Consider the following 25,784-nt stretch of genomic DNA (forward strand, 5'->3'; position numbering starts at 1 on the left):
ATTCCCTGTCATTCCGTCGGACGGTAGAAGCCGTGAAAGCCCATGCCGCTGTTCGTGGTTCGGATGGCGCTGATTTCGACTGGGTCGCCGGCTTCGATCATCTGGCCGCCGCCGATCACCATCGCGACGTGGCCGTCCCAGACCGCGAGGTCGCCCGGCATCAGATTGTTCTGATCGACCTGGTTCCCGATTCCCTGTTCCTGAGCCAACCTCGGAATGTCGACTCCGGCCTGGCCGTACGCCCATTGAGTCAGCCCGCTGCAGTCCAGACCGACTCCCGGCGTAGTGCCTCCCCAGGCGTACGGGACACCCTGTTGAGTGAGCGCGTTGCGTACGGCAGCAGCGGCCTCGGCGTTCGGTGCGGTGGCAATCGAGCCGTCGGGAAGTTCGACCTCAACGCCACCTGAACTGCTGGCGCCGGTTGCTCCGGAGCGCGGTATCGCGAGGAGTGAATCGACAGAATCGCCGGAACCACCCGCCGAACCGGAGACTCCAGGTGCGGGATCGGGTATCGGGACGGACGGGACGAGTGCGGACATCTTGTCGGTCGACCCGGCCAACTCACCGCGTACCCGCTCGATAACCGATACCGCGCTTCCGAGGTGCTCCAACGCGGCCGACAACAACATCAATTGGCCCGTCGGTGTCATCAGCGTCGGCCCGGCCTTGATCGCGAGTGTCAGAAACGACTGGAGAATCTCACCGAGTTCGGTCATTCCCGCGTACACGGACGTTGTCGCTTCGTCCACGACGCCGGCGATGTCGTTTCCGCGATCGGCGAGGTTTCGCGTCGACGTCTGCGTCTGCTCGGTTTTGGTCACCGCAGCAGTGAGTGCCGTGGACGAACTCTGAGAGGACGCCAGTTCGCTCAGTGCCGCGCTTCCCAGTTGGTAGGCGATCTCGAGGGCGTCCGTGGCGATTCGGATGCCGACGTCGGGTCCACTTGCGCTGGGGACACCAGTCCCGACAGTGTCGACCAGGTCGATGATCGGTCGTGCGAGTGCGTCGACGTCGATCATGAGCGTGCGGCTTCAGCGAGAGTCCTTCGTACCGATTCCTCGGAGTCGAGATAGACGGCATGAGCGCCGAGGGCGGCCGACCGGACACTGGAAATTACAGTGGACAGTCGATCGATGTCGTCGATGTGCGCTTGTTGTGCCCGGCCCGCGACGCCGACGAAGTCGCCGCCGATCAGCCCCAGCACAGCGGACAGAGCCGTGTGATCGCCGCCGGACGCGTCCTGTCGAGCTTGCGCGACGTTGTCGGCAACAGTGCCCAACCGCGCGGCGAACTCCGCGATGCTTTCGGTGTGTAGATCCAGACTTGTCAACTTTGTCTTCCCCCCGTTGCGCTTACTCCTTCTTGGACGCCGCGCGGGGTGCTCCGGTTCCCGAGGAACTATTCTGATGGTCATGCAAACGCACGTAGTCGACCATCCGCTCGCGGCGGCCCTCTTGACGACAATGCGTGATGCACGCAGTGAGAACGCAACTTTTCGTTCCGCACTTCGCAGGCTCACGCACATGCTGGTCTACGAGGCCATGCGTGACGCGGAGGTCGAGGAGTTCCCGGTCGACACCCCGGTGGCAGCGACGACGGGCATCCGGCTCGCGAAGCCGCCGTTGTTGGTACCCGTGCTGCGGGCCGGTCTGGGCATGGTCGAACAGGCGAGTGCGCTGATTCCGTCGGCCGGCGTCGGCTTTGTCGGAATGGCACGTGACGAAGAGACTCATCAGCCGGTTCCGTACCTCGAATCCCTGCCGGCGGATCTGTCCGGGATCCCGGTGTTCGTGCTCGATCCGATGCTCGCCACCGGTGGTTCGATGGTGCACACCATCGACTTGCTGGTTGCGCGTGGCGCGACGGATGTCACGGCAGTGTGCGTCGTGGCCGCTCCGGCCGGCGTCGACGCGCTGGCAGCGTCCGGCCACCCGGTTCGTCTGGTCATCGCGAGCATCGATGACGGACTCGACGAGAACGCTTTCATCGTCCCCGGTCTCGGTGACGCCGGCGATCGGCAGTTCGGACCCCGCTAGAGCGAAAGGGCGAAGGTTCGGAGTTCGGCGAGCCGGGCCTTCGCCTGCTCTAGTGCGTTCGCGAGGTCGTCGCGGTTCGCCACCGGGACGACAACTTCGAGATAGCACTTGAGCTTGGGCTCGGTTCCGGACGGTCGCACCACCACGCGGATCGACGGTCCGTCGAATATCACTGCGTCCGTGCGCATACCACCGCGAACCTCGGCCAAGTCCTCGACGGTGACCGGCTCGCCCGCGAGTTGGCTTGGCGGATCGGTGCGTAGTCGTTTCATCATTTCGGCGATGTCGCTCGAATCCTCGACGCGGCGGGATACTTGGTCCCCACGATGCAGTCCGAATTCGACGGCATAGTCGCCCAGAACGTCCAGCAGGGTTCTGTTGCTGACCGCGAGGGTGGCAGCCAAGTCGGCCACCAGCACGGCAGCCGAGATTCCGTCCTTGTCCCGCACCACATCCGGATCGACGCAGTGCCCGATCGCTTCCTCGTAGGCGTAGACGAGTCCGTCGCCGGCACGCGTGAGCCACTTGAAACCGGTGAGTGTCTGCGCAAACCTGGCTCCGCGGGCTCTCGCCAACTTCGAGAGCAGGGTCGAGGAGACGATCGTCGTCGCCACCAACGAATCTTCGGGCGCCGTGCTCAGTACGTGGTCGGCCAGGAGCACCCCGGTTTCGTCGCCGCGCAACATGCGCCACTGATCACCGTCGCGAACTCCGACGGCGCAGCGGTCGGCATCCGGGTCGAGTGCGATCGCCAGATCCGCGTCGACACTTCGGGCAAGGGCGAGCAGGCGGTCTGCGGCGCCGGGCTCTTCGGGATTGGGGAACTCGACGGTCGGAAACGTGGGGTCGGGATCGAACTGCTCCGCCACGACGTGCAGGTCCTCGAATCCTGCTGCTCGCAGAGCCGCGGTCGCAGTCTCACCCCCGACGCCGTGCATTGCCGTGAGCGCAATCCGGATCGAGCGGGCGTCGCCGTGCGGGAGGGTCGCGATGCGGGCGATGTACTCCTCGACCAGAGAATCGTCGGCCGGAATCACCGATGCTCGCGCGACGTCGGCGGCACTACCGATGCGAGCGATCTCGCTCTCGATTTCACGATCGGCGGGGGAGACGAGTTGCGCTCCGCCCGAGAGATACACCTTGTAACCGTTGTCGGCGGCAGGATTGTGGGAGGCGGTGATCTGGATACCTGCCGCTGCCCCGAGCCTGCGCACCGCGAACGCCACCAGCGGTGTCGGCAGTGGGCGGGGGAGCAGGGTCACCTCGAACCCGGCCGCTGCCATGACCTCGGCGGCGGCCAGAGCAAATGCCTCTGAACCGAGCCGGGCGTCGCGGCCGACCACAACGCGGGACCCGCCCTGGCAGCGAGCTGTCAGCCAGGCCGCCAGACCGGCCGTGGTCCGGATGACGACCGCGAGGTTCATGCCGTTGGGTCCGCCGCGTACCGGCCCGCGAAGCCCAGCAGTGCCGAACGTCAGCGGTGAGGAAAAGCGTTCGGCCAGTTCATGTTCGGAAAGGGCGGCTAATTCTGCGCGGGTAACCGGGTCCGGATCGGCGTCGATCCACTCGTTGACGTTCAGTGGTGTCACAGCTGCTCGACCAGTTGGCGCAGCAGCACTCCCATCCGGGCCGCCGAAGCTTTGCCTGCCGCCAGCACCTCCTGATGGTCCAGTGGGGCGCCCGTGATTCCGGCGGCCAGATTGGTGACCATGGAGATGCCGAGAACGCGGGCGCCGAGCGCGCGGGCCGCGATGGTCTCGTGAACCGTCGACATGCCGACCAGATCGGCGCCGAGTGTACGAAGCATTCGAATCTCGGCCGGAGTCTCGTAATGCGGACCGGGAAGCCCGGCGTAAACACCCTCGGCAAGGTCCGGGTCGATCGAGCGAGCCAGCGCACGCAGTTCCGGCGAGTAGGCGTCGACCAGGTCGACGAACTCTGCGCCGACGAGGGGAGAGCGGGCCGTCAGGTTCAGGTGGTCACTGATCAGCACTGGTTGTCCCACTGCGTAGTCCTCGCGGATACCGCCGGCCGCATTGGTGAGGATGACGGTGTCGGCGCCGGCAGCAATGGCTGTCCGGACCGGGTGGACGACGGTACCGAGATCGTGGCCCTCGTATGCGTGCGCGCGCCCGAGCAGCAGCAGGACTTCGGTGTTTCCGACGCGCACCGAACGAATGGTGCCCGCATGGCCGAGGGCGGACGGTGGGGCGAAGCCAGGAAGATCCGCCATCGAGACTTCGGCTGTCACGTCCGCACCGGCGTCGCCGAACACGTCTGCGGCATCGGTCCACCCCGACCCGAGCACGATGGCGACTGACGGTGACGAAGAGCCAGTCATGGCGGACAGAGCAGCGGCGGCGGCCTCGGCGATCGTTCCCATGTGAGCAACCCTACTGAGGAGTCGGGTCGGTTCGCCGGGTGAGTTGGCGGGCGTTACTCTCCCATCCATGCCTTATCTCGAACGCGACGGCGACGTATTCATCCTGTACCTCGGCAACGAGGGCGAAACGGACAACGAGAACCGCTTCGGCCCCGAGTGGATCGACGCTGTTCACAGCAAGTTGGACGAGGTCGAAGCGCACGAGGGTCCCGCAGCCCTGGTGACGACGGCGACGGGCAAGTTCTACACGAACGGCCTGGACACGACGTGGATCTTCGGCAATCTCGACGGTCTGCCCGGCTACCTGGACAAGGTCCACACCATCTACAGCCGTTTGCTGACCTTCCCGATGGCCACGGTCGCGGCCGTGCAGGGGCACGCGTTCGGCGCCGGCGCCATGCTCGCGTCCTCGCACGATTTCCAGATCATGCGCGCGGACCGCGGCTTCTACTGCCTCCCCGAGGTCGGACTGAACATGCCGTTCACTGTCGGCATGTCAGCACTGTTGAACAGTCGTCTGCCCAAGCAGACGGCAGTCGACGCGATGACGACGGGGCGTCGCTTCGGCGGTGCCGACGCACTTGCTGCGGGCATCGTGCAGGAAACGGTCGACGGAGACGGAGTGCTCGCCGCTGCTGTGGCCAAGGCGTCGGCACTTACGTCGACTCACGGCAAGAACTTGGCGGGAATCAAGGCAGGCATCCACCGCGATGCTCTTGCAGACCTCGCTCAGGTGACTGACAAGAGCAACTTCTCCTTCGGGTGAGACAATGATCGCGTGAACCAGAATGTCGACAGCGCAGTCAGGTCCGTAGAGGCCGATCTGATTGCGCTGTCGCATTCGATTCACAGCGACCCGGAACTCGCCTTCGAGGAGTTCCGCAGCGCTGCCAAAGTGTCGGACCTGCTGGCGCAGCACGGTTTCGCGGTCACTCACGGGATCGTCGATCTGCCGACGGCCTTCGATGCCACCTACGGCAGCGGAGAGTTGGTCATCGCGATCTGCGCCGAGTACGACGCGTTGCCCGAGATCGGTCATGCCTGTGGGCACAACATCATTGCCGCCGCCGCGGTCGGGGCCGGCATCGCGTTGGCTACCGTGGCCGACGAACTGGGTATCACAGTCCGAGTGATCGGTACTCCCGCGGAGGAAACCGGTGGCGGCAAGGTCCTGATGCTCGAGCGTGGTGCCTTCGACGGCGTCGGCGCTGCCATGATGGTTCATCCAGGGCCGATCGACATCATCGGTGCGACCTCGCTGGCCTTGGCGGACATCGCCGTGAGTTATCACGGTCGCGAGGCGCATGCGTCTGCTGCGCCGGAGTTCGGTCGTAACGCCGCCGACGCAGCGACGCTCGCTCAGGTGGCGGTCGGACTGTTGCGTCAGCACCTGCAGCCAGGTCAACAGATTCACGGAATCGTCAGTGACGGCGGCACGGCTCCCAACATCGTTCCGGCTCGGTCCGAATTGCTCTACTACCTGCGTGCCGAAACGGCCGCGTCGTTGGCCAATCTGTCCGAGCGTGCCGACGCGTGCTTCGCCTCGGGTGCACTCGGCACCGGGTGCACCCACGAAATCCGCACGGTATCGCCTACTTACACCGAGCTGACCCCCGATCCGTGGCTGGCGGCGGCGTACCGTGAACAGATCGTCGATCTCGGGCGGGTGCCACTGGCAGCGGAATGGGAGCGCTCCCGTCCACTGGGTAGTACGGATATGGGTAATGTGACCAATGTGATTCCGGGAATTCACCCGGTCATAGGCTTGGATTCATCGGGGGCAGTGACACATCAGCCGGAGTTCGCGGCTGCGTGTATCACCACCTCCGCAGATCGAGCGGTAGTCGACGGTGCAATTGCGTTGGCCCGCACTGCTGTCCGGGTAGCGTCCGATCCAGAACAACGCGCCCGTCTGTTGGAAGGGGTAGATCGCCGGTGAACGCGGCAATCGACACGTGGATTCACGCGCACACCGACGACCTCGTCGCGTGGCGTCGACACATCCATGCCAACCCGGAGTTGGCTCGCCGCGAATACGCGACCACCGAATTCGTCGCCACCCGCCTCACTGCCGCTGGATTGTCGCCGAAGATCCTTCCCGGTGGCACCGGTCTCACGTGCGATATCGGACCGGAGGGTCCACGAATCGCACTGCGCGCCGACATGGACGCTTTGCCGATGCAGGAAGCGACCGGGGCGACGTACTCGTCCACGGTCCCCGGTGTGTCCCATGCATGCGGGCACGACGCCCACACCACCATCTTGCTCGGCGCCGGACTGGCTCTGGCCACGCTGCCCGAACTTCCCGTCGGGGTTCGGCTGATATTCCAGCCCGCCGAGGAAGTCATGCCTGGCGGAGCACTCGACGTCATCGCCGCGGGCGCGCTCGACGGTGTGTCCAGAATCTTTGCTCTGCACTGCGATCCGCGACTCGAGGCAGGCCAGGTCGGAATGCGCCTGGGCGCGATCACCTCTGCTGCCGACACGATCGAGGTCGTCCTCGACTCTCCGGGTGGGCACACGTCGCGGCCGCATTTGACCACGGATCTGATCTACGCGCTCGGCACCGTCGTGACCGGGCTGCCGGGAATGCTCAGCCGTCGTATCGATCCGCGTACCGGAACCGTCATGGTGTGGGGCGCGGTCAGCGCAGGTCAGGCGCCCAACGCGATTCCGCAGACCGGCATGATGACGGGCACGGTACGTACCGGCGATCACGACACCTGGGAGTTGCTCGAACCGCTCGTGGAAGAAATCGTCCACGGACTGCTCGCACCCACCGGAGTTCGCTACCAACTCAACTATCGTCGCGGAGTGCCTCCGGTCGTCAACGACGAGGTGTCCACTCGGATGTTCGAGGACGCCATCGCGACCGTCGGACAAGATGCTTTGGCGGACACCCCGCAATCCGGTGGTGGCGAAGACTTTTCGTGGTACCTCGAAACCGTGCCGGGTGCCATGGCGCGGCTCGGCGTGTGGTCGGGTGAGGGCGATCAGCTCGACATCCACCAACCCACTTTCGATCTCGACGAGCGAGCACTCGGCGTCGGTGTGAAGGTTCTGACGAGCCTGGTTCTGGGATAGTTCCGGTTCCCGTCGGGGGTACCGTTTTTCGTGTCGTTCGAGTGAAGGTACGGGCATGTCCATAGGTGTGGGAGTGCGAATCGGCACATTGGTGTCGACGGCTGTCGTTGCGTCGAACGATCCGGGTTCGGCCGATCCGGTGGTATTGGTTCGGGACACGATCCTCAATCAACGCAAGGACGGAACGACGGTGCTCGGTGGCACCGAGCAACTGGGTGCCGGCCGTGAGTTCGCCGAGAGCTGGTCGGGCTTTGTCGGTCGCGTCGGGGACCCGAGTGGCGTCGCGGGAACTGCCGATACTCGTTACCGCGCCGAGGATTTGGTGGCGACCTCGATTCGCTGTCTGTTGCAGGAATGCGAGCCGCTGCCCGATCGTGGTGGTCGAAGCGGGGGAGCGCCCGACATCGTCGCGACCTACCCGTCACGCTGGGACTCGTCGACAGCGGCCCTCATGCAGGATTCGCTGGTCTACGCGGGCCTCGAACGGGTCACACTCGTCTCGGATGCCGAGGCCGTGTCGGCGTGGTTCGAGTCGGAAATCGCGGCACTCGCCGGCACGCTCATCGGCATCTATCACGTGGACGACACCGGGGCAGCGGTCACCCTCGTGCGTTCTGGTGTCGCGGCCGGCCGTGCATTCGGCTTTGCCGGCGACGGGAGTTCGCCGAGTTCACGCCTCGCGACGGCTCTGGGTGCGTTCGGTTGGATGCCGGAGAACCTGGACGCCGTAGTCGTCACCGGTGACGGCGAACCGGCGACAGACAAAGCGGCCATGATGTCCATAGCGGCCGGGATTGCCGAAAAGCTCGGTGTCAGATGTGAACTCGGTCCCGGACCTGAGCAGTCGGCTGCGCTGGGAGCCGCAATTCTGGCTGCCGGATTCACCTCGACGTCGCACACTATCGTGCCGATCGGATTGCCGCCTTCACACGACGTGACCGAGGTGTTCGACACCCTGGGACGCGAGAAGGTGGCGGCAGAAACCGCTGCCGGGGTGGCGACCGCCGAGCCGGAAACTGCAGTTGTCGCAGGCGAATCGGAGTCGCGCGGTTCCAAGCGTGTGCTCATCGGCGTGACGGTTGTGGTGGTGCTCGCAGCACTGGCAGTGCTCGCGTATTTCCTGCTGCTTTGAGCAGGACAGCTATCTAATCGGTAACACCGTTACCCGGACCGACATTGCGGCTGTTTCTCGTCCGCAACTCTCGTACGTACTCGGCCGGCGCTCCGGCAATCTCGGCAGCGTCGGCCATCACACCGATGTAGCGGGCCGACGGCAGCCCGCCTTCGTACGCATCCATGACGTAGAGCCACGCAAGTACCGCGTCGCCGGCGGTGTCGACCCGCACGCGGATCTTGCGGTGCAGACCCAGTTCGGCACCTTCCCAGCGGTCCAGACTCACTTCGTCCTCTTCCGGGACGTCGTAGAGCACCACGAAAACACTGGAATCGGGATCTTCGACCACGGTGGCGAGAGCACCCTCCCAGCCGAGGTCCTCGCCGCTGAAGGTCAGGCGCCAGCCTCGCAGCCACCCTGTCCCGGACATGGGGGAGTGTGGGCAGCGCAACAACATCTGCTCGGGATGCATGTTGGAACCGTAGGCGGCATAAATCGACACGGGCGCAAGCCTAAACCGTGGTCCGAGGGTGTGGCGAAGCGGACCACCGGACGCAAGTAATCTGGTACAAGCACTGCGCGACACGTGGTGCTCGAATAGCGTGACACTGGTCGACGGGAGACCCCTGCCGGCCACGCGAGGACTTGGAGGACACATGACCCGGATCGTGATCATCGGTGGCGGACCCGCCGGCTACGAGGCGGCACTGGTAGCCGCGCAGCACGGGGCCACGGTCACCCTGGTCGATTCGGACGGCGTCGGCGGTGCGTGTGTGCTGTTCGACTGTGTCCCGTCGAAGACGTTCATCGCGTCCACCGGAATCCGCACCGACATGCGTCGTGCATCCGACCTCGGCATCACTCTGGATCCGGAGCAGGCTTCGGTGTCACTGCCGAAGATCCACTCCCGAGTCAAGAGTCTCGCGTTGTCCCAGTCCTCGGACATTCGCGCACGGTTGCAGACGGTAGGCGTCGAGGTTCTCTCCGGCACCGCCGAACTGACCGATCCACTCCTCGGCATGGCAGCACACCAGGTTCGCGCGACGCTCGGAAGCGGCGAGCAGAAGACCATCGACGCAGACGTCGTGTTGATCGCCACCGGCGCCAGCCCCCGCATCATCCCGGGAGCCGAGCCCGACGGTGAGCGAATCATGACGTGGCGCCAGCTCTACGACTTGGACGAGCTTCCCGAGCACCTGGTCGTGGTCGGTTCCGGTGTCACCGGTGCCGAGTTCGTCTCCGCGTACACCGAGATGGGCGTCAAGGTCACGCTCGTGTCCAGTCGCGACCGTGTTCTGCCCGGCGAGGATGCCGATGCGGCGCTCGTGCTCGAGGACGCCCTCGCCGAGCGCGGTGTCACCCTCGTCAAGCACGCCCGCGCGGACGCCGTCGAGCGCACCGAGAAGGGCATCGTCGTCAAGCTCTCCGACGGCCGCACGGTCGAAGGAAGCCACGCTCTGATGACCGTCGGTTCCGTCCCCAACACCAACGGTCTCGGCCTGGAGCGGGTCGGCATCGAGTTGGACAAGGGTGGATACCTGCGTGTCGACCGGGTCTCGCGCACCACGGTTTCCGGTATCTACGCTGCCGGTGACTGCACCGGACTGCTCCCGCTCGCGTCGGTGGCTGCGATGCAGGGACGTATCGCGATGTACCACGCACTGGGTGAAGGCGTCAGCCCGATCAAGTTGAAGACCGTCGCGTCGGCCGTCTTCACACGCCCCGAAATTGCAACGGTGGGTGTTTCGCAGGCAGCGATCGACAACGGAGAGGTGCCTGCGCGCACCGTCATGTTGCCGCTCAACACCAACCCGCGCGCCAAGATGTCCGGTTTGCGTCGCGGATTCGTGAAGATTTTCTGCCGCCCGGCTACCGGCGTGGTCATCGGCGGTGTTGTGGTCGCACCCACTGCTTCGGAACTGATCCTGCCGATCGCGATCGCCGTACAGAACAACCTGACGGTCAACGACCTGGCGCAGACGTTCTCGGTGTACCCGTCGCTGACCGGATCGATCACCGAGGCTGCTCGTCAGCTCATGCGTCACGACGACCTGGACTGACAACCGACCAGAGTCTTCTTACAATGTGGGAACTCTGTTTCACATACTGAAGTATTGGTGGGATAGTCGAGATACCGACCGAATCAAGGGTCGGTATCTCGGCGCTCTCCCGCCCCGTTGACCCAGGACGGCTCAGGGTGTTTTTCCTCTGACCTTCATTCTGCGTGCCTGGGAGCTTCATATGACACACGCCGCGCTGTCCGCTCGCATGGACGGACTCCGTAGTTCTGCAATTCGCGATCTGCTCACCCTGACTGCCCGGCCCGACGTCATCAGCTTGGCCGGCGGACTGCCCGATCCCGATTTCATTCCGCGGGAGCGAATCTCGAAGGCAGCCCACGACGCACTCGGTGACCCCTCGTCCGTTCAGTACGGCGAGACCTCCGGCCTGCTGCGCCTCCGTGAGGTGATCGCCGAGCGCGAATCATCCAAGATCGGGCGGACACTCGACGTGTCCGAAGTCGTGATCACCCACGGTTCTCAGCAAGGTTTGAGCTTGCTCGCGCAGGTCCTCCTCGACGCCGGTGACGTCGTGGTCGTGGAGGAACCGGCATATACCGGTGCGCTGCAGGTCTTTCGAACGGCGCAGGCCCGTCTCGTTCCCGTCCAGCTCGACGAGGACGGAATGGACACCGACGCGCTCGAAGCGAAACTCGACGCCGGTCTTCGGCCCAAAGTTGTTCACACCGTGAGCAATTTCCACAACCCGCGCGGCGCGGTGCTTTCGGCGCAGCGGCGAGCGCACTTGGCGGCACTGGCGGACCGATACGGGTTCTGGGTGCTCGAGGACGACCCGTACGGCGAACTGTACTTCGGCGAGAAACCGCCCGCACCGCTGGCGGCGTTGTCGGACAGGGTGATTCGGCTGTCCAGTGCTTCCAAAGTGTTGGCACCGGCGCTGCGCGTCGGCTGGCTGCACGGCGACCGAAAGGTCTGCGAGGCGGTCGAACTGATCAAGCAAGGCGCTGACCTGTGCGGGTCTTCGCTCACACAGCAGATCGCCGCAGACCTCTTCTCCGACGTCGAATGGTTCGACGCGCATCTCGACGTGCTTCGAGCGGGGTACGGCGCGAGGGCGAAGGCGTTGGTCACGGCCGCCGAGACGGAATTGAGTGGGCGTGCACGCTTTTCCGAGGTCCGCGGCGGGATGTTCTGTTGGATGGATTTCCTCGACGACGTCGACACCACCGAACTCCTGGGTGCCGCGCTCGCGCATGGCGTGGCATTTGTCCCAGGTTCGGCCTTCGCGGTCGAAGCGGACCTTGGTCGAAGCGCTCGACTGTGTTTCGCGACGTATCCCGAAGCGGTGCTGGTCGACGCCGTCGGCAGGCTCCGGGACAGTGTCACCGCAGGTACAGCCTGACTTTGTCGATAGTGTTGCGGAGCAGATCGATCTCCGTACCGGACGGCGGGGTGGTGACGGTGACGTGGTCGGCGACGGCCAGATCCCATCCCGTCGCCTCTCGCACCTGATGGACCGAGATGCCTTCGTGGACACTGGTCAGCTCCAACTCGCCGCCGGGGCCCTGGTGTGTCAGGACACCGAGGTTGGTGAACACCTTTGTCACTCCTGCACCTGCCGGCATGATGCCCTTTCCGCTGGCGTGGGCGCGGGCGGGGCTGGGTGAGGTGCAGAAGTCGAGCGCGGCCGGAAAGGAACTGAGGTCGTGGCGACGCATCACGACGAAGATCTCGGCCGCGTTCGCGATGATCTCGACGGCCCCGCCTGCTCCGGGCAGTCTGACCGTCGGGTTCTTCCAGTCACCGATGAAACTTGTGTTCAGGCTTCCCGTTCGATCGATTTGAGCGGCCCCGAGAAAACCGACGTCGACGTTGCCACCTTGCAGGACATAACCGAAGAGTGCGGCCATACTGAGCACGGATTCGGCGCCGGAGACCACGACGGAGTCGGCGATACCTTCGGCCATCGCCGACGGATGCGCGCCGCACACTCCGGATTCGTAGATCAGTTCTACGTCCGGATTCGACGTGTGGCGCGCGAGATCGACTGCGAGCGTGGGGAGCCCGACTCCGGCGAAGACCCGGCGCTTACCCGCCAACTCGCGTGCCGCGACGGCGACGATCGTTTCGGTGGAGGTGGTGTTACCGCTGACAATCGTGGTGGTCACAGTCTGCTCCCGTAGTCGACAGGTGTGGAGAGTTTTGATCCGACCTCGAGATCCGACCAGTAGTCAGCTCCGAGCTTGGCGAGATATTCGTCGTGATCGCCGAGTGTGTACACCCATTCGTCGAGCCAATTTCTCAGCAACGAAGGGTCTTTGGAAATCTCGGTCCAGCGTCGGTAGAAGCCGCAATCGCGGTCGTAGTATCCCTGTGCGTACGACGGGTGCGCGCCGCGCGGGCAGACGACAACCGCGTCGACGGCGTGCGAGGGAATCAGAGTTCGGCTCGGATCTGACCTGATGACCTCGTCGTCGACCAGCTCTTCCACAACGACGATCGCCTTCTTCGCGGCGTAAACGGCTTCTTGCTGCACCCCGGCGATGCCCCAGATCTGTGCGTTCCCGGACGTGTCCGCTCGCTGTGCGCCGATGATCGTCACATCCGGATTTAACGGCGGCACAACGTAGACGCTCCCGCCGCCGTACGGATCCTCGACGAGTCTCAGTTGTGGGTTGAGTGCGGGTAGATCACTACCGGCGTACGACCGCAGCGGGAAGAAGGGAAGCCTGGCCGCTCCCGCCTGATACCGGCACACCATGCCGTAATGACTGTATTCCTCGACTTCGAGGGGGAGCGGGTCCTGGTTCTCGATGCGTCTGCGTAACTCGTACAGAGAACCTGCGGAGCCGCTGGCGAAGAACGAGGCAACCAGCTTTCGGACGCAGCCGGCGGCGACGAGTTGATCGGAAACGATGTCCGGCGTCATCCGGCAGAGCGTGAGGTCCTTTCTGCCCTGCCGGATGATCTCGTGTGCCGCGGCAAAAGGAATGAGATGTGAAAATCCCTCCAGCGCAACGGTCATCCCGTCTTCGACGTATCGGCCGACGGCCTCTTTCATCGAGAGGGTCTTGTCCACGTGTGTACCTCTTCTTGTTCTTTCGCGCACTCGGTCGGTTTCGGAACTTGACATGTTCGGCCGGTGTGGCGCAACAATGTCGGGTGGAAATTCATCAGATCAACGCATTTCTCGCGGTGGCTGAGGAGCTACATTTCGGCCGTGCGGCGCAGCGGCTTCGGATTGCGCAACCGCCGCTGAGTCGAACGATCAGGCAATTCGAGAAACAGCTCGGTTCGCCGTTGTTCGATCGGAGCACTCGAACTGTGCGGCTCACTGCTGCCGGTGAAGCGCTGCTGCTTCCGGCGCGCGAGATTCTGGACGCGTGCCGGATGGCCGAGATCGCGGTGTCTGCGGCAGGCAAGGGAACGACAGGTCGCGTTCGCCTGGGTTTCGCGGGGACTTCTTCGCATCTGCTCGTCGGGCGGTGGGCGAAATTGGTGAGAAAGACCAATCCCGGTATCGAATTCGTGCTCGACAGTTCTGCTTTCGCGAACGAGGCGTTGTTGATGCTGCTCGATCGACGACTCGACATCGGGATGGTGCGGTGGACCGTACCGCCGCTCGGGATCACGTCGAGATTGATCGCCGAGGAGAACTTTCTGGTGGCCATGTCCAAAGACCACCCGTTGGCGTCGAGGGACTCGGTTCGGTTGATCGAATTGGAGTCCGAGAATTGGGTGACGCTTCCGGCGGAGCCAGGTTCGATTCTGCGGGAGTCTCTGCTCACTGCCTCGAAGAACGCAGGGTTCCTGGCTCGAATCGTGCAGACGGCACCGGATTCGATGTCGTTGATCGCGCTGGTGTCCGCGGAAATCGGATGCTCGTTGACCATTTCCTCGGTGGCCCAGAGCATCGTGAATCCTGATGTTGTCTTTGTTCCGGTCATGGACCCACCTCCTCCTCTTCAACTGCGTATCGCCTGGCGAGAGGGAGACGACAGACCTGCTCTTCTCGAAGTGTTGAAATTGTCCGAGCAGGCGCTGCCGTCCCTGGCCTAGACGGTTGCCCGACCGGTAGGAATCTCACCCGCTTCGGACTTCGGCGAGTTCGCAATATCGACAAGAGTGTTTTCGAGTTCGAGTTCGTCGTAGTCCGCTTGTTCGGCCGTCGAGAGTTCGCCCGCGTTGTAGCCTGTACGTCGGAGCAGGAGCAGGGTGCAGATCAGTGAGACAAGGGCGTACAGCCCGGATACGATCGCGACCCCGACGATATTGCCTGACGTGTTGAGCATCCACTGCGCCAGTACGGGAGTTCCGCCGCCGACGACAAGGGAACACAATTGGTACGCCGTCGACAGACCGGTGTAACGGATGTTGGCGGGGAAGGCCCGAGCGAGAACGCCGGCGATGGCGCCGTAGAACATCGAGTGCGGGATCGTGGCCAGACACATTGCGACGACTGCAATGGTGAAGTTCCCGGTTCGGATCGCGAAGAACATAGCGGGCATGAGGACGAACTCCGGTATCACCATCAGGCACATGGCTTTTCGCATGTCGATCTTGGAGACCAGGACGGCACCGAAAGGTTGGACGATGAACTGCACGACGAGCGCGATCGCGATGGCGGCCAGGAAGGTTCCTCGATCGTATCCGAGTTCTTTTGTAGCCCAGGACAATGCGAAGGTGTTCTTGAAATAGGTGACCTGGGCGAGGGGGAGTGCGCCGGCGCCGAGGAGAACCAGTACCCAGTGCTTGCGCAAGACTTCGGCGAGCGGAAGCTTGACGACCTTCTTGCGTGCGAGAACGGCCTTCATCTCGTCCGACTCTTCGAGTTTGAGGCGAATGATCATCCCGAGAATGACCAGCACCGCCGAGATGATGAACGGGATGCGCCATCCGTACAGGAGGAACGACGGCGTCGGCATCGAGGATAGAAGGAAGAACGCGATGGTGGCCAACAGATTTCCGGCGGGTGAGCCCTGTTGGGCGAACGCGGAGTAGAGGATGCTCTTGCCCTTCGGGGCATTCTCGCTGGCAATGAGCACTGCGCCGCCCCACTCGCCACCGACCGCGACTCCTTGGATGACGCGAAGGGTGACCAGACCGATCGGCGCCCAGATCCCGACCTGTGCGTAGGTGGGGAGGAGTCCGATGCCTACCGTGGCGACACCCATCATCATCAAGGTGATGACGAGAGTGTTCTTGCGTCCGATCCGGTCGCCGAGGTGACCGAAGATGATCCCGCCGATCGGCCTGGCGAGGAAGCCTGCCCAGAGTGTGATGAAGGCGAGGAGAGTGCCGACTCCGTTCGGGAGAGTGTCGGAGAAGAAGATGTCGCCGAATACCAGGGCAGCGGCAGTGCCGTAGATGTAGAAGTCGTACCACTCGATAGTGGTTCCGATGAACGAAGCGATACCGGCTCTTCGCGCCTTGGCGTTGATCTCCTCGGAACTGCGAGTGGGTGAACTCATGCGTGGCGACCTTTCTCTGCAACATTCGCGGCGCCGAAACGTGGCGTGCCTGAATGAGATTCGCAGAGTGGTGTAGGTCACGTCCAATACCAACTTGGTCGCTTATTGATACCTCAGGAGCATCAATAGACGACCATGATCAGCTCTTCCGGTATGGAAGGATCGGGTGATTACTCGGACCAGTTGTACGTCCGCTCGACGGCCTTGTTCCACTCCGCGTACAGCCGTGACCTTTCGGACTCGTCCATCGCCGGTTCCCAGGTTTGGCCGACGGCCCAGTTGTTGCGGATGTCTTCGGTGTCGGCCCAATAACCGATGGCGAGGCCCGCTGCGTATGCAGCACCGAGAGCTGTCGTTTCGTTGACCACCGGGCGGATGACGGGAACTCCGAGGATGTCCGACTGGAACTGCATCAGGGTTTCGTTGACCACCATGCCGCCGTCGACCTTCAGTGCGGACAGTTCGACTCCCGAATCCGCTCGCATGGCGTCGATGACCTCGCGGGTCTGGTATGCCGTCGCCTCGAGCGCTGCGCGGGCCAGGTGTCCCTTGTTGACGAAGCGCGTCAGACCGACGATGACACCCCGGGCATCCGGTCGCCACCGAGGTGCGAACAGCCCGGAGAACGCGGGCACGAAGTAGGCGCCGCCGTTGTCGTCGACACTTGCGGCGAGCGGCTCGATGTCCTTGGCGTTCTGAATGATTCCGAGATTGTCTCGAAGCCACTGGACCAAGGAACCCGTCACGGCGACGGAACCTTCGAGTGCGTACACGGCAGGGGCTTCGCCGAGTTTGTAGCAGACGGTCGTCAGTAGTCCGTGCTTGCTGTGCACCGGCTTCGTGCCAGTATTGAGAAGCATGAAATTGCCGGTGCCGTAGGTGTTCTTGGCTTCACCCTCGGAGAGGCAGGCCTGGCCGAATGTGGCTGCCTGCTGGTCACCGAGGATTCCGGCGACCGGCACACCGGCGAGATTGCCGCGTGGACGTCCTGTGCCGTAGACCTCTGAGGAACTACGGATTTCCGGGAGCATCGACATCGGGATTCCGAAGTCCGCACAGATCGATTCGTCCCACTGGAGGGTCTCGAGATCCATCAGCATCGTGCGTGACGCATTGGTGACATCTGTCACGTGGACGCCCTCGGTCAGGTTCCACACGATCCACGTGTCGACAGTGCCGAAGCACAATTCGCCGGCCTCCGCTTTTGCTTTCGCACCGTCGACGTTGTCGAGAATCCAGCGGATCTTCGGCCCGGCGAAGTAGGTCGAGAGTGGTAGTCCGGTCTTGTCTCGATACTTGTCCGGACCCTCGTCGCCGCCCAGTTCGACACACAGTTGATCCGTGCGCGTGTCCTGCCACACGATCGCGTTGTAGATCGGCTCACCCGTCGAACGCTCCCAAACGACGGTCGTCTCACGCTGATTCGTGATTCCGACGGCAGCGATGTCGGCCCGCGTGAGATCGACCTTCGCGAGAGCGCCGGCCACCACCTCCCGAGTGTTGATCCACAGCGCCGCCGGATCGTGCTCGACCCAACCTGCTCGCGGGAAAATCTGCTCGTGTTCTTTCTGCGCAACGCTCACCACGGCGCCGTCGTGATCGAAGATCATGCAGCGGCTCGACGTCGTGCCTTGGTCGATGGCGGCGATGTATTGATTCACTGTGCTCCTAGGTTCGGGCGTGTTCGCAGTAATCCGTGCGCTGTCGCAGTATGTGGATCAAGCTACTAGCCTGTAAACGGATTCGTCGTCGACTTACAGGAGACCGGGTTGAGTAAGCAGCAAGGTGCGCAGTTTCTCGGCCCGCAGCAGCGCGAAGCTGCTTGGGAACAACTTCAGACCGAGCAATTCGACGTCGTCGTGGTGGGCGGTGGTGTCGTCGGTGTCGGAGCGGCCCTCGATGCGGCCACCCGCGGGCTGAAGGTTGCGTTGGTCGAGGCCCGTGACTACGCATCCGGTACGTCCAGTCGCTCGTCGAAGATGTTCCACGGCGGTCTCCGCTATCTCGAGCAACTCGAATTCGGCCTCGTTCGTGAAGCATTGCGTGAGCGCGAGCTCTCGCTGACCACGCTCGCTCCGCACCTGGTCAAGCCGCTGAAGTTCCTGTTCCCTCTGGCTCACCGCGTGTGGGAGCGCCCGTACATGGCCGCGGGAATCTTCCTCTACGACCGAATGGGCGGCGCCAAGTCGGTCCCCTCCCAGAAGCACTTGACGCGGGCGGGCGCACTGCGCATGTCGCCGAGCCTCAAGCGCAGTTCACTGACCGGTGGCATCCAGTACTACGACACCGTCGTCGACGACGCTCGGCACACCATGACCGTTGCACGGACCGCCGCCCACTACGGCGCGGTCGTCCGAACGTCGACGCAGGTCGTGGGATTTCTGCGTGAAGCGGACCGGGTCTCGGGAGTTCGTGTTCGCGACTGCGAAGACGGCCGTACCGCGGAGGTCAAGGGTCACGTCGTCATCAATGCAACCGGTGTCTGGACGGACGAAATCCAGGCCCTCTCACGTCAGCGCGGACGGTTCCGGGTGCGAGCGTCGAAGGGCGTACACATCGTCGTCCCGCGCGATCGCATCGTCAGTGAAGCCGCCATCATCCTGCGTACCGAGAAATCGGTGCTGTTCGTCATTCCGTGGGGCAGTCACTGGATCATCGGCACCACGGACACCGACTGGAACTTGGATCTCGCTCACCCAGCGGCAACCAAAGCAGATATCGACTACATCCTCGGCCACGTGAACTCCGTTCTGGTCACGCCGCTGACGCACGCCGACATCGACGGTGTCTACGCAGGCCTGCGTCCGCTGCTTGCCGGTGAGAGCGACGAGACGTCGAAGCTCTCGCGCGAGCACGCCGTTGCCCGTGTGGCTCCAGGCCTGGTCGCCATCGCCGGTGGAAAGTACACGACGTATCGGGTCATGGCGGAAGACGCCGTCGACGTCGCAGCAGAAGACATTCCGGCGCGAGTGGCATCGTCGATCACGGAGAAGGTGCCGCTCGTCGGCGCCGACGGATACTTCGCGTTGATCAATCAGACTGTGCAACTGGGCGAGCAGTACGGCTTGCATCCGTATCGCGTCAAGCACTTGCTCGACCGCTACGGTTCACTCATCACGGAGGTCCTCGAACTCGGCCGACAGACGCCGGAGTTGTTGCAGCCCATCACAGATGCCCCCGATTACCTTCAGGTCGAGGCTGTGTACGCCGCCGCGGCCGAGGGTGCATTGCACCTCGACGACATCCTGGCTCGCCGCATGCGCATCGCAATCGAGTACCCGCATCGTGGTGTCAACTGTGCGCAACAGGTTGCCGGATTGGTTGCCCCGATTCTCGGTTGGGATGCCGCCACCGTCGAGCGCGAGGTCGACACGTACCGAGCGCGCGTCGAAGCGGAGATCGAGTCGCAGACCCAGCCGGACGACGAGTCGGCCGACGCCTTGCGCGCCGCAGCGCCGGAGTCTCGGGCCGAGATCCTCGAACCCGTCGTCGTGGTGCCGGATCGGGTCTGAGTCGCCCGTCGTTTGTTCTCGGTCTGTCGCGGGTAGGCGGATGTCGAATCACCACCCGTGTCAGCACAGACCGGTCGAGCGTCGCCCAGGAGGATCCCAATGTTCGGTAGTCGGTCGAGATCTGCTGAGGAACACATAGCCACTGCTTATCTGGTCACTCACCTGTGCGGAGCGATGGTAGGGCTGCAACTCTCGCGGTCACTCTCGGACTCGTACGGCGCGTGGGCCGACGGTGAGCTGGACTCGTTGCCGGGTGAGCTCGAGTACGAGATCGAGCAGCTGCTGCAACTGATCGAGGACACCCAGGGCATATCTCTGCCGCGGTACTCCAAGATCGACGCGACGGTCAATCGGATCAGGCGCCTCGTCCATGTCGACGCCATCTGGCGCAACCGTCTCGTGAAGCTGGCAACTCTCGAGATCATGCGGACCGCTCTGTGCGGCAAGAGTGCGATGTGGGAGGTCCTGAGAGACATTCCGGCCGGGGAGACGGAGGAGCAGTACCGCGAGCTCAACGACCTGGTGTCCAAGCAGATCACCACCGTCACGGCTCTGCATCACCGCGCGGCTACGGAAGCTTTTCAGGGGACGGACGGGCGGGAATCGGCGAGCGGCGGCGACCCCATCCGCTCGAGTAAGTAAGGTTTGTACCGTTCGGTGAAGAATTCGATGAACGGTAGACCCCGAGGTGTATGGAGATGGCTGAGCGCGACCAAGCACTGACAGAACCCACGGCAGTGTTCGCGGCGTTGGCGGAGATCCTCTACTCCGCCGCAGACAGCGCCGAGGTGTACTCCGCGATCTGTTCGGCGGCTGTCGAGTTGATTCCCGGTTGCGATCACGCAAGCCTGATGCTGCGACGGGGAAACACCAACGTCACGGTAGCGGCAAGCGACGAGATCGCCGAGCATGCAGACGATCTCGAACGTGCGACTGGTGAGGGGCCGTGCATCGACGCCCTCGACACGGAGGCGCCGCAGCTCGAGTCAGATCTTCGCACTCCGAATCAGTGGCCCGAGTTCGCTCGGAAAGTAGTGGCAGAGACACCCATTCGTGGCTCGATGGGGTTCCGACTGATGGTCGATCGTCAGAAGTTCGGCGCCCTCAACCTCTTCTCCGACACTCCGGGAGCATTCACGGAAACTGTTGCCGACCACGCGATCATGTTGGCATCGTTTGCATCCGTGGCCGTCACCGCGCTGAACCGAGGAGAGGCTGCCGACTCGCTGCGGCGAGGTCTGGCGAGCAGTCGCGAAATCGGTCAGGCCGTCGGTCTGCTGATGGCATTGCATCGGGTGTCCGACGACGAGGCCTTCGACATTCTGGTGCGAACCTCGCAGAACATGAACGTCAAGATCGCCGAGTTGGCGCGCAAGGTCATCGTCCAGCATCGTTCGACTCTGGACTGAGCGCTTCGTTCGCCCCGGGAGAGCCGAGGAGTTGAGATCGCTTGCGATCCACCGTCTCTCGAAGTGCCGTCACCACCGCTGCGACTTCCGGTCGGCGCAAGGATTCAGAACGAGCCACCAACCAGTACGAAAGTCTGACTTCGATGTGAGTCGGCAGCACGCGAATCAGATCGTCGTGCTGCTCGGCCATGAAGCAGGGGAGCAGGCCGATGCCGGCACCCGCGCGCGTTGCCTCGATGTGGACGAACACGTTGGTGGACGTGACGGCCTCGCGCATGGAAACCGTGAGCTTGCGGGCCAGATCGAGTTCGTCGACCTGCAGCATCGAGTCGATGAAATACACGAGCGAGTGTTCGGCCAGCTCTTCGGCACTTTCGGGCACTGCATTCTGACGTAGATACTCTCGGGAGGCGTACAAACCCAGCGCGTAGTCGGCCAGATGGACGGCCTCGGCGCGGTGAACTTGAGGTTTGCCGACAACAACCTCGATGTCGAGCCCCGAGCGTATCTGCGACGCCTTTCTGGTCGCGACGACTATCTCCACGCTCACGCGAGGATGGCGTCTGCGAACCGCTGCGCCGGCGGGGGCCGCGATGTATGCGCTGAAGCCGTCGGTGGCCGAGACCCGCACGACGCCGTCGAGTTGCTGCTGACCGGTGGAGTCGAGTGCCAGTTCGTTCACCGCGGCCTCGATGCGCTCGGCCGCGCTGAGGGCTTGTCTGCCCAGGTCGGTCAACTCCCAGCCGCCGGACGAGCGGACCAGTACACGGCCGCCGAGGCTCTTCTCGAGCGAGGCGATGCGGCGCGAAATGGTGGTGTGGTTGAGGCCCAGGTCGTCGGCGGCGGTGTTGAAGCGGCCGGTGCGACCGACCGCGAGAAGCACCAGTAGGTCGTCCGGGCTCAGTCCGAGTGTCATATCTGCATTTTTGCACCTGTATGGTGCGAGATTTGTCATTGTCGTGCCAAGAATCTGCACCGATACTCATCGAGTCACAAAAAATGTGCGAGCGGTCACATTCCTGATCGTGAAGAGCAGGCGAATCGCGAACTGAAGACGAGGGAGTCCACGATGAGTGTCGACAACATGCCGAAACCCGAGAGCCAAGCCCCACCATCGGGGCTGAAGAAGGTGGTCGGCGCCTCGATGGCGGGCACCGTGGTCGAGTGGTACGAGTTCTTTCTGTACGGCACGGCGGCCACTCTGGTCTTCAGCAAAGTCTTCTTTCCTGGCGGCGGCAACGAGCTGGATGCGATCATCGCGGCTTTCATCACCTACGCCGTCGGATTCGCCGCCCGGCCACTCGGCGGAATCGTCTTCGGATATTTCGGAGACAAGTTCGGCCGGAAGCAGTTGTTGCAGTTCAGTTTGCTGCTGGTCGGCGCCGCAACGTTCTTGATGGGCTGCCTACCGACCTACGGTCAGATCGGCTACTGGGCGCCGGCACTGCTGGTCACGCTGCGCTTCATCCAAGGATTTGCTGTCGGCGGCGAATGGGGAGGGGCGGTACTCCTTGTCGCCGAGCACAGCCCGAATCGATCTCGCGGGTTCTGGTCGTCCTGGCCTCAGGCCGGCGTACCGATGGGCAACCTGGTGGCCACTGTCGTGCTGTTGATCCTGACGTCGACGCTCTCGGACGAATCCTTCATGAGTTGGGGCTGGCGCGTTGCCTTCTGGCTCTCCGCGGTGATCGTTCTGGTCGGGTACTACGTTCGGACCAAGGTCACCGACGCTCCCATTTTCATTGCGGCGCAGAAGGAAGCAGAACTGGTCAAGGCAACCTCGTACAGCGTTTTCGAGGTGGTCAAGCGTTACCCGCGCGGAGTGTTGACCGCGATGGGCCTGCGTTTCGCCGAAAACGTCATGTACTACCTCGTGGTGACCTTCTCGATCACCTACCTCAAGGTCGTCGTTCATGCGGACACGGCGCACATCCTCTGGTGGATGCTGATGGCACATGCCGTGCACTTCGCAGTGATTCCGTTGGTGGGCAAACTGTCCGACACGATCGGTCGACGCCCGGTGTACATGATCGGCGCCGTCACCGCCGGAACATGGGGATTCTTCGCCTTTCCGATGATGAACAGCGGGCACAATGCAGTCATATTGTCGGCAATCATCATCGGGCTTGTGTTCCACGCGTTCATGTACGCCGGCCAACCCGCGATCATGGCCGAGATGTTCCCGACCCGGATGCGCTATTCCGGTGTCTCCCTGGGATATCAGGTCACGTCGATCGTGGCAGGTTCACTGGCTCCGATCATCGCGACCGGACTGCTGAGCAAGTTCGACTCCTCGGTCCCCATCGCGATCTATCTCCTGTTGGCATCCCTGGTCACCATCGTCGCAGTCGTTTTCGCGCGGGAGACCAAGGGAATCTCGCTCGAGTCCGTCGATGCCGCCGACGCACGAGTGCTCGCCGACGAGCGGGCCGGTGTTTCCGCATGACGCTCTCCGGCAAAACGGCACTGGTCACCGGTGGTGCCAGCGGTATCGGCGAGGCGTGTGCTCGACTCCTTGCCGCCCGCGGCGCCCACGTCACCGTCGCTGATCTCGACGACGTCGCCGCGAAGGCGCTGGCCGACGAGATCGACGGCACTGCGTGGGCCGTCGATCTCCTCGACACCGACCAACTCGTGGATCTGGCACTCGAGACGGACGTACTTGTCAACAACGCCGGCATTCAACGGGTCAGTCCCATCGAGGATTTCGACGTCGAGGACTTCCGGAAGATTCAACGCCTCATGGTCGAAGCGCCGTTCCTCCTGGTCAGAGCGGCCCTGCCGTACATGTACCGCAAAGGATTCGGGCGCATCGTCAACATTTCCTCGGTCCACGGGCTCCGCGCTTCGGCATTCAAGAGTGCGTACGTCACGGCAAAGCACGGACTCGAAGGCCTGTCGAAAGTTGTTGCGCTCGAGGGTGCCCCACACGGTGTCACCAGTAACTGTGTCAATCCGGGCTACGTCCTGACACCACTCGTGCGATCCCAGATCTCCGACCAGGCAAAGGTTCACGGAATCAGTGAATCCGAGGTTGTCGAGAAGGTGATGCTCACTGAGAGCGCGATCAAACGGATGGTCGAGCCCACAGAAGTGGCATCGCTGGTGGGGTGGCTGGCATCGACCGAGGCGTCGATGGTGACGGGGGCTTCGTACACCATCGACGGCGGGTGGAGCGCCAGCTAGATCACTGGGGCTGCTGTGTTGTTCAAGCTGCCGGGTTCAGGCTTCGGGAATCTCGATTCCGAACCTCTCGCGGGTGATGACCTCGGGTTCGGGACCGCCGCGAACTCCGGTGTCGAGTGCGTCGATTGCGGAGAGTTCTTCGGCGGTGAGTTCGAAGTCGAACACGTCGAAGTTCTCCGCGATCCGCGAGGGAGTCACCGACTTGGGGATCACCTGGCGGCCCTGCTGGAGGTGCCAGCGCAGCATCACCTGTGCAGGCGACTTGCCGTGAGCGGTCGCGATGGCGCCGATGGTGGCGTCCTCGAGGGTCGAGCCGTGGGAGCCGTCGCGGTAGAACGTGATTCCGCCGATCGGTGACCATGCCTGAGACAGAATCCCGTGATCGGCGTCGGCCTCGAGCAAAGTCGACTGCCTGAAGTACGGATGAACCTCGATCTGGTTGACCGCCGGCACCACGGACGTTGCGTCCAGGAGTCGGGTGAGGTGATCCGGCATGAAGTTACTGACTCCGATGGCGCGGACCTTGCCGTCGTCCAGAAGCGTTTCCAACGCCCTGTACGCGTCGATCGTGCGCTCGAACTCGCTCGGCAACGCCTGATGGAGGATCAGAAGGTCGAGTTGTTCGACACCGAGTTTGCCTGCGCTCTTGTCGAAGGCATGCAGAGTCTCGTCGTATCCGTAGTCGGTGATCCAGACCTTCGACTCGACGAAGATGTCCGCGCGGTCGAGTCCGGATCGCCGGATCGCCTCACCGACTCCCTTCTCGTTGCCGTAGGCCGCGGCAGTGTCGATATGGCGATAACCCGTCGACAGCGCGGACTCGACGGCGGCGACCGTTTCGTCCGGCGGCGTCTGGTACACGCCGAAGCCAAGCGCGGGGATGTCGACGCCGTTGTTCAGTTTCAGACTCGGGATGCTCATGTCGTCCACGGTAGCGGCGGCCGGGGGTTCGGCGGGAGTGACTGCTCAGCCGGGTAACGGCAGTACCCCTTCAGGCCTGGGGATTCGCGATCGGGGGACTCGTCAATGAGTGAGCACTATCTTCAACCCGACTATGAGGGTGGCGACGGCGGCGAGGCCGAACGCTGCCAGATGGGTGTTCGTACTGACTTTCTCGCCGTGCAGTCGGCTGATCACGTAACTGGTGGAACCGATCCGCAGGATCAAGACGATTTCCGCGATCAACTGCGCCGTCCGTGGTTCCAGGAAGTTGAACCACGCCGTCGCGAGAATGACGACAGGAACAACCGCAGAGGTGAGGATCGGGACGGAATCGCGAAGCGAGTCGATTCTCTCCGCGGTCGTCAGTCGGCGATCGTTGCGAATGCTCTCGCCGACACCCTCGGCAAATGTGTGGGCGATGTATGTCGACAATGCCGTGCCGACCACAATCGCGGCGCCGAGCGATTCCTGAGATTTCGTCACCGGTATGAGTGCGGCGAGGACAAGAATGTTGCCGTAGATGTACGCGGTGGTCCTCGCCGCCACACGTTCTTGTCCCAGCGGCGCACCGTGAGACGTGATCGGACGGTTCAGCAGGGTTCGCAGGTCCCACTCCATGTTCAGAG

Annotated in this window: 25 protein-coding genes; 13 read left to right on the top strand and 12 right to left on the bottom strand. The window is 63.2% G+C overall.

The window, feature by feature from the left end; genetic code table 11:
• Window positions 1–8: 8 nt before the first annotated feature.
• Together ASU23_RS26635 and ASU23_RS33610 are read right to left on the bottom strand one after the other, a co-directional pair.
• Window positions 9–1,019 (bottom strand): C40 family peptidase, encoded by a 1,011-nt coding sequence (locus tag ASU23_RS26635; RefSeq protein WP_058039062.1) that lies wholly within the window; start codon window positions 1,017–1,019, stop codon window positions 9–11.
• Complete coding sequence (locus ASU23_RS33610; RefSeq protein ID WP_082661481.1) at window positions 1,016–1,330, bottom strand: hypothetical protein; 315 nt, start codon at window positions 1,328–1,330, stop codon at window positions 1,016–1,018. Before ASU23_RS33610 ends, ASU23_RS26635 begins: the two co-directional genes overlap by 4 nt.
• Window positions 1,331–1,412: 82 nt before the next feature.
• Here ASU23_RS33610 and upp point away from each other — a divergent pair, with 82 nt between their 5' ends.
• The gene (gene upp / locus ASU23_RS26645) at window positions 1,413–2,036 is read left to right on the top strand and encodes a uracil phosphoribosyltransferase (RefSeq protein ID WP_007727319.1); all 624 of its coding nucleotides are present in this window, start codon (window positions 1,413–1,415) and stop codon (window positions 2,034–2,036) included.
• Here the strand turns inward: upp and ASU23_RS26650 are convergent.
• Together ASU23_RS26650 and ASU23_RS26655 are read right to left on the bottom strand one after the other, a co-directional pair.
• Window positions 2,033–3,625 carry a phospho-sugar mutase gene (locus ASU23_RS26650; protein WP_058039064.1) on the bottom strand — a complete coding sequence of 531 codons (1,593 nt, stop codon included), beginning with the start codon at window positions 3,623–3,625 and terminating at the stop codon, window positions 2,033–2,035. The two genes, upp and ASU23_RS26650, sit on opposite strands and share 4 nt — an antisense overlap.
• A complete protein-coding gene (locus tag ASU23_RS26655) occupies window positions 3,622–4,419 on the bottom strand; it encodes a purine-nucleoside phosphorylase (protein ID WP_007727315.1) in 798 nt (265 codons plus the stop codon). Before ASU23_RS26655 ends, ASU23_RS26650 begins: the two co-directional genes overlap by 4 nt.
• Window positions 4,420–4,486: 67 nt before the next feature.
• On the opposite strand from ASU23_RS26655, the gene ASU23_RS26660 reads away from it, so the two are divergent.
• Genes ASU23_RS26660 through ASU23_RS26675 form a run of 4 tightly spaced genes read left to right on the top strand, consistent with a single transcriptional unit; the run spans window position 4,487 to window position 8,635 of the window.
• Complete coding sequence (locus tag ASU23_RS26660) at window positions 4,487–5,185, top strand: enoyl-CoA hydratase-related protein (protein WP_003940710.1); 699 nt, start codon at window positions 4,487–4,489, stop codon at window positions 5,183–5,185.
• Window positions 5,186–5,197: 12 nt separating this feature from the next.
• Window positions 5,198–6,358, top strand: coding sequence for a M20 family metallopeptidase (locus ASU23_RS26665; protein ID WP_003940688.1), 1,161 nt, complete (start codon window positions 5,198–5,200; stop codon window positions 6,356–6,358).
• Window positions 6,355–7,503, top strand: a complete 1,149-nt coding sequence (locus ASU23_RS26670; RefSeq protein ID WP_003940741.1) for a M20 family metallopeptidase — start codon at window positions 6,355–6,357, stop codon at window positions 7,501–7,503. The genes ASU23_RS26665 and ASU23_RS26670 overlap by 4 nt, the downstream gene beginning before the upstream one ends.
• Window positions 7,504–7,558: 55 nt before the next feature.
• On the top strand, window positions 7,559–8,635 hold the full coding sequence (locus ASU23_RS26675) for a hypothetical protein (protein WP_030535059.1): 1,077 nt from the start codon (window positions 7,559–7,561) through the stop codon (window positions 8,633–8,635).
• A gap of 13 nt (window positions 8,636–8,648) precedes the next feature.
• On the opposite strand, the gene ASU23_RS26680 is transcribed toward ASU23_RS26675, so the two are convergent.
• The gene (locus ASU23_RS26680; RefSeq protein ID WP_003940753.1) at window positions 8,649–9,119 is read right to left on the bottom strand and encodes a gamma-glutamylcyclotransferase; all 471 of its coding nucleotides are present in this window, start codon (window positions 9,117–9,119) and stop codon (window positions 8,649–8,651) included.
• 154 nt (window positions 9,120–9,273) lie between these two features.
• On the opposite strand from ASU23_RS26680, the gene ASU23_RS26685 reads away from it, so the two are divergent.
• Both ASU23_RS26685 and ASU23_RS26690 read left to right on the top strand, forming a co-directional pair.
• Window positions 9,274–10,677, top strand: a complete 1,404-nt coding sequence (locus tag ASU23_RS26685; RefSeq protein ID WP_003940987.1) for an NAD(P)H-quinone dehydrogenase — start codon at window positions 9,274–9,276, stop codon at window positions 10,675–10,677.
• A gap of 181 nt (window positions 10,678–10,858) precedes the next feature.
• Complete coding sequence (locus ASU23_RS26690) at window positions 10,859–12,040, top strand: PLP-dependent aminotransferase family protein (RefSeq protein ID WP_007727308.1); 1,182 nt, start codon at window positions 10,859–10,861, stop codon at window positions 12,038–12,040.
• Here the strand turns inward: ASU23_RS26690 and ASU23_RS26695 are convergent.
• Together ASU23_RS26695 and ASU23_RS26700 are read right to left on the bottom strand one after the other, a co-directional pair.
• Window positions 12,021–12,806: a CoA-transferase subunit beta gene (locus ASU23_RS26695; protein WP_050654880.1), complete on the bottom strand. Its 786-nt coding sequence runs from the start codon at window positions 12,804–12,806 to the stop codon at window positions 12,021–12,023. The genes ASU23_RS26690 and ASU23_RS26695 overlap by 20 nt on opposite strands.
• Window positions 12,803–13,717: a CoA transferase subunit A gene (locus tag ASU23_RS26700; RefSeq protein WP_003940930.1), complete on the bottom strand. Its 915-nt coding sequence runs from the start codon at window positions 13,715–13,717 to the stop codon at window positions 12,803–12,805. Before ASU23_RS26700 ends, ASU23_RS26695 begins: the two co-directional genes overlap by 4 nt.
• Window positions 13,718–13,800: 83 nt before the next feature.
• On the opposite strand from ASU23_RS26700, the gene ASU23_RS26705 reads away from it, so the two are divergent.
• Window positions 13,801–14,697, top strand: a complete 897-nt coding sequence (locus ASU23_RS26705) for a LysR substrate-binding domain-containing protein (protein ID WP_030535055.1) — start codon at window positions 13,801–13,803, stop codon at window positions 14,695–14,697.
• Here the strand turns inward: ASU23_RS26705 and ASU23_RS26710 are convergent.
• Together ASU23_RS26710 and glpK are read right to left on the bottom strand one after the other, a co-directional pair.
• Complete coding sequence (locus ASU23_RS26710; protein ID WP_042449618.1) at window positions 14,694–16,109, bottom strand: MFS transporter; 1,416 nt, start codon at window positions 16,107–16,109, stop codon at window positions 14,694–14,696. The genes ASU23_RS26705 and ASU23_RS26710 overlap by 4 nt on opposite strands.
• A gap of 170 nt (window positions 16,110–16,279) precedes the next feature.
• On the bottom strand, window positions 16,280–17,770 hold the full coding sequence (glpK, locus tag ASU23_RS26715) for a glycerol kinase GlpK (RefSeq protein WP_058039065.1): 1,491 nt from the start codon (window positions 17,768–17,770) through the stop codon (window positions 16,280–16,282).
• A 108-nt stretch (window positions 17,771–17,878) separates the two neighbouring features.
• Here glpK and ASU23_RS26720 point away from each other — a divergent pair, with 108 nt between their 5' ends.
• From ASU23_RS26720 to ASU23_RS26730, 3 genes are all read left to right on the top strand, one after another.
• Window positions 17,879–19,621, top strand: coding sequence for a glycerol-3-phosphate dehydrogenase/oxidase (locus ASU23_RS26720; RefSeq protein WP_003940825.1), 1,743 nt, complete (start codon window positions 17,879–17,881; stop codon window positions 19,619–19,621).
• 174 nt (window positions 19,622–19,795) lie between these two features.
• Window positions 19,796–20,263: a hypothetical protein gene (locus ASU23_RS26725; protein ID WP_228232568.1), complete on the top strand. Its 468-nt coding sequence runs from the start codon at window positions 19,796–19,798 to the stop codon at window positions 20,261–20,263.
• 50 nt (window positions 20,264–20,313) lie between these two features.
• On the top strand, window positions 20,314–21,030 hold the full coding sequence (locus tag ASU23_RS26730; protein ID WP_058039066.1) for a GAF and ANTAR domain-containing protein: 717 nt from the start codon (window positions 20,314–20,316) through the stop codon (window positions 21,028–21,030).
• On the opposite strand, the gene ASU23_RS26735 is transcribed toward ASU23_RS26730, so the two are convergent.
• Window positions 20,999–21,946, bottom strand: a complete 948-nt coding sequence (locus ASU23_RS26735) for a LysR family transcriptional regulator (RefSeq protein ID WP_058039067.1) — start codon at window positions 21,944–21,946, stop codon at window positions 20,999–21,001. The two genes, ASU23_RS26730 and ASU23_RS26735, sit on opposite strands and share 32 nt — an antisense overlap.
• Window positions 21,947–22,099: 153 nt before the next feature.
• Between ASU23_RS26735 and ASU23_RS26740 the strand changes: the two genes are divergently transcribed.
• Together ASU23_RS26740 and ASU23_RS26745 are read left to right on the top strand one after the other, a co-directional pair.
• Window positions 22,100–23,476: an MFS transporter gene (locus tag ASU23_RS26740; RefSeq protein WP_003940819.1), complete on the top strand. Its 1,377-nt coding sequence runs from the start codon at window positions 22,100–22,102 to the stop codon at window positions 23,474–23,476.
• Window positions 23,473–24,216, top strand: a complete 744-nt coding sequence (locus ASU23_RS26745) for a 3-hydroxybutyrate dehydrogenase (RefSeq protein WP_058039068.1) — start codon at window positions 23,473–23,475, stop codon at window positions 24,214–24,216. Before ASU23_RS26740 ends, ASU23_RS26745 begins: the two co-directional genes overlap by 4 nt.
• Window positions 24,217–24,252: 36 nt before the next feature.
• On the opposite strand, the gene ASU23_RS26750 is transcribed toward ASU23_RS26745, so the two are convergent.
• The gene (locus ASU23_RS26750) at window positions 24,253–25,137 is read right to left on the bottom strand and encodes an aldo/keto reductase (protein WP_058039122.1); all 885 of its coding nucleotides are present in this window, start codon (window positions 25,135–25,137) and stop codon (window positions 24,253–24,255) included.
• 102 nt (window positions 25,138–25,239) lie between these two features.
• Window positions 25,240–25,776, bottom strand: a complete 537-nt coding sequence (locus tag ASU23_RS26755; protein ID WP_003940745.1) for a hypothetical protein — start codon at window positions 25,774–25,776, stop codon at window positions 25,240–25,242.
• Window positions 25,777–25,784 lie beyond the last annotated feature (8 nt).

The sequence above is a fragment of the Rhodococcus sp. KB6 genome (assembly GCF_001445685.1).
GTDB lineage: Bacteria > Actinomycetota > Actinomycetes > Mycobacteriales > Mycobacteriaceae > Rhodococcus_F > Rhodococcus_F qingshengii.

Excerpts from the sequence above, each read along its gene's own strand:
- ASU23_RS26675 (WP_030535059.1), top strand. The coding sequence starts at position 7,559 with ATGTCCATAGGTGTGGGAGTGCGAATCGGCACATTGGTGTCGACGGCT.
- ASU23_RS26755 (WP_003940745.1), bottom strand. The coding sequence starts at position 25,776 with ATGGAGTGGGACCTGCGAACCCTGCTGAACCGTCCGATCACGTCTCAC.
- ASU23_RS26655 (WP_007727315.1), bottom strand. The coding sequence starts at position 4,419 with ATGGGAACGATCGCCGAGGCCGCCGCCGCTGCTCTGTCCGCCATGACT.
- ASU23_RS26745 (WP_058039068.1), top strand. The coding sequence starts at position 23,473 with ATGACGCTCTCCGGCAAAACGGCACTGGTCACCGGTGGTGCCAGCGGT.
- ASU23_RS26690 (WP_007727308.1), top strand. The coding sequence starts at position 10,859 with ATGACACACGCCGCGCTGTCCGCTCGCATGGACGGACTCCGTAGTTCT.
- ASU23_RS26735 (WP_058039067.1), bottom strand. The coding sequence starts at position 21,946 with ATGACACTCGGACTGAGCCCGGACGACCTACTGGTGCTTCTCGCGGTC.
- ASU23_RS26725 (WP_228232568.1), top strand. The coding sequence starts at position 19,796 with ATGGTAGGGCTGCAACTCTCGCGGTCACTCTCGGACTCGTACGGCGCG.
- ASU23_RS26685 (WP_003940987.1), top strand. The coding sequence starts at position 9,274 with ATGACCCGGATCGTGATCATCGGTGGCGGACCCGCCGGCTACGAGGCG.
- ASU23_RS26635 (WP_058039062.1), bottom strand. The coding sequence starts at position 1,019 with ATGATCGACGTCGACGCACTCGCACGACCGATCATCGACCTGGTCGAC.
- ASU23_RS26660 (WP_003940710.1), top strand. The coding sequence starts at position 4,487 with ATGCCTTATCTCGAACGCGACGGCGACGTATTCATCCTGTACCTCGGC.
- ASU23_RS26740 (WP_003940819.1), top strand. The coding sequence starts at position 22,100 with ATGAGTGTCGACAACATGCCGAAACCCGAGAGCCAAGCCCCACCATCG.
- ASU23_RS26710 (WP_042449618.1), bottom strand. The coding sequence starts at position 16,109 with ATGAGTTCACCCACTCGCAGTTCCGAGGAGATCAACGCCAAGGCGCGA.
- upp (WP_007727319.1), top strand. The coding sequence starts at position 1,413 with ATGCAAACGCACGTAGTCGACCATCCGCTCGCGGCGGCCCTCTTGACG.
- ASU23_RS26730 (WP_058039066.1), top strand. The coding sequence starts at position 20,314 with ATGGAGATGGCTGAGCGCGACCAAGCACTGACAGAACCCACGGCAGTG.
- ASU23_RS26750 (WP_058039122.1), bottom strand. The coding sequence starts at position 25,137 with ATGAGCATCCCGAGTCTGAAACTGAACAACGGCGTCGACATCCCCGCG.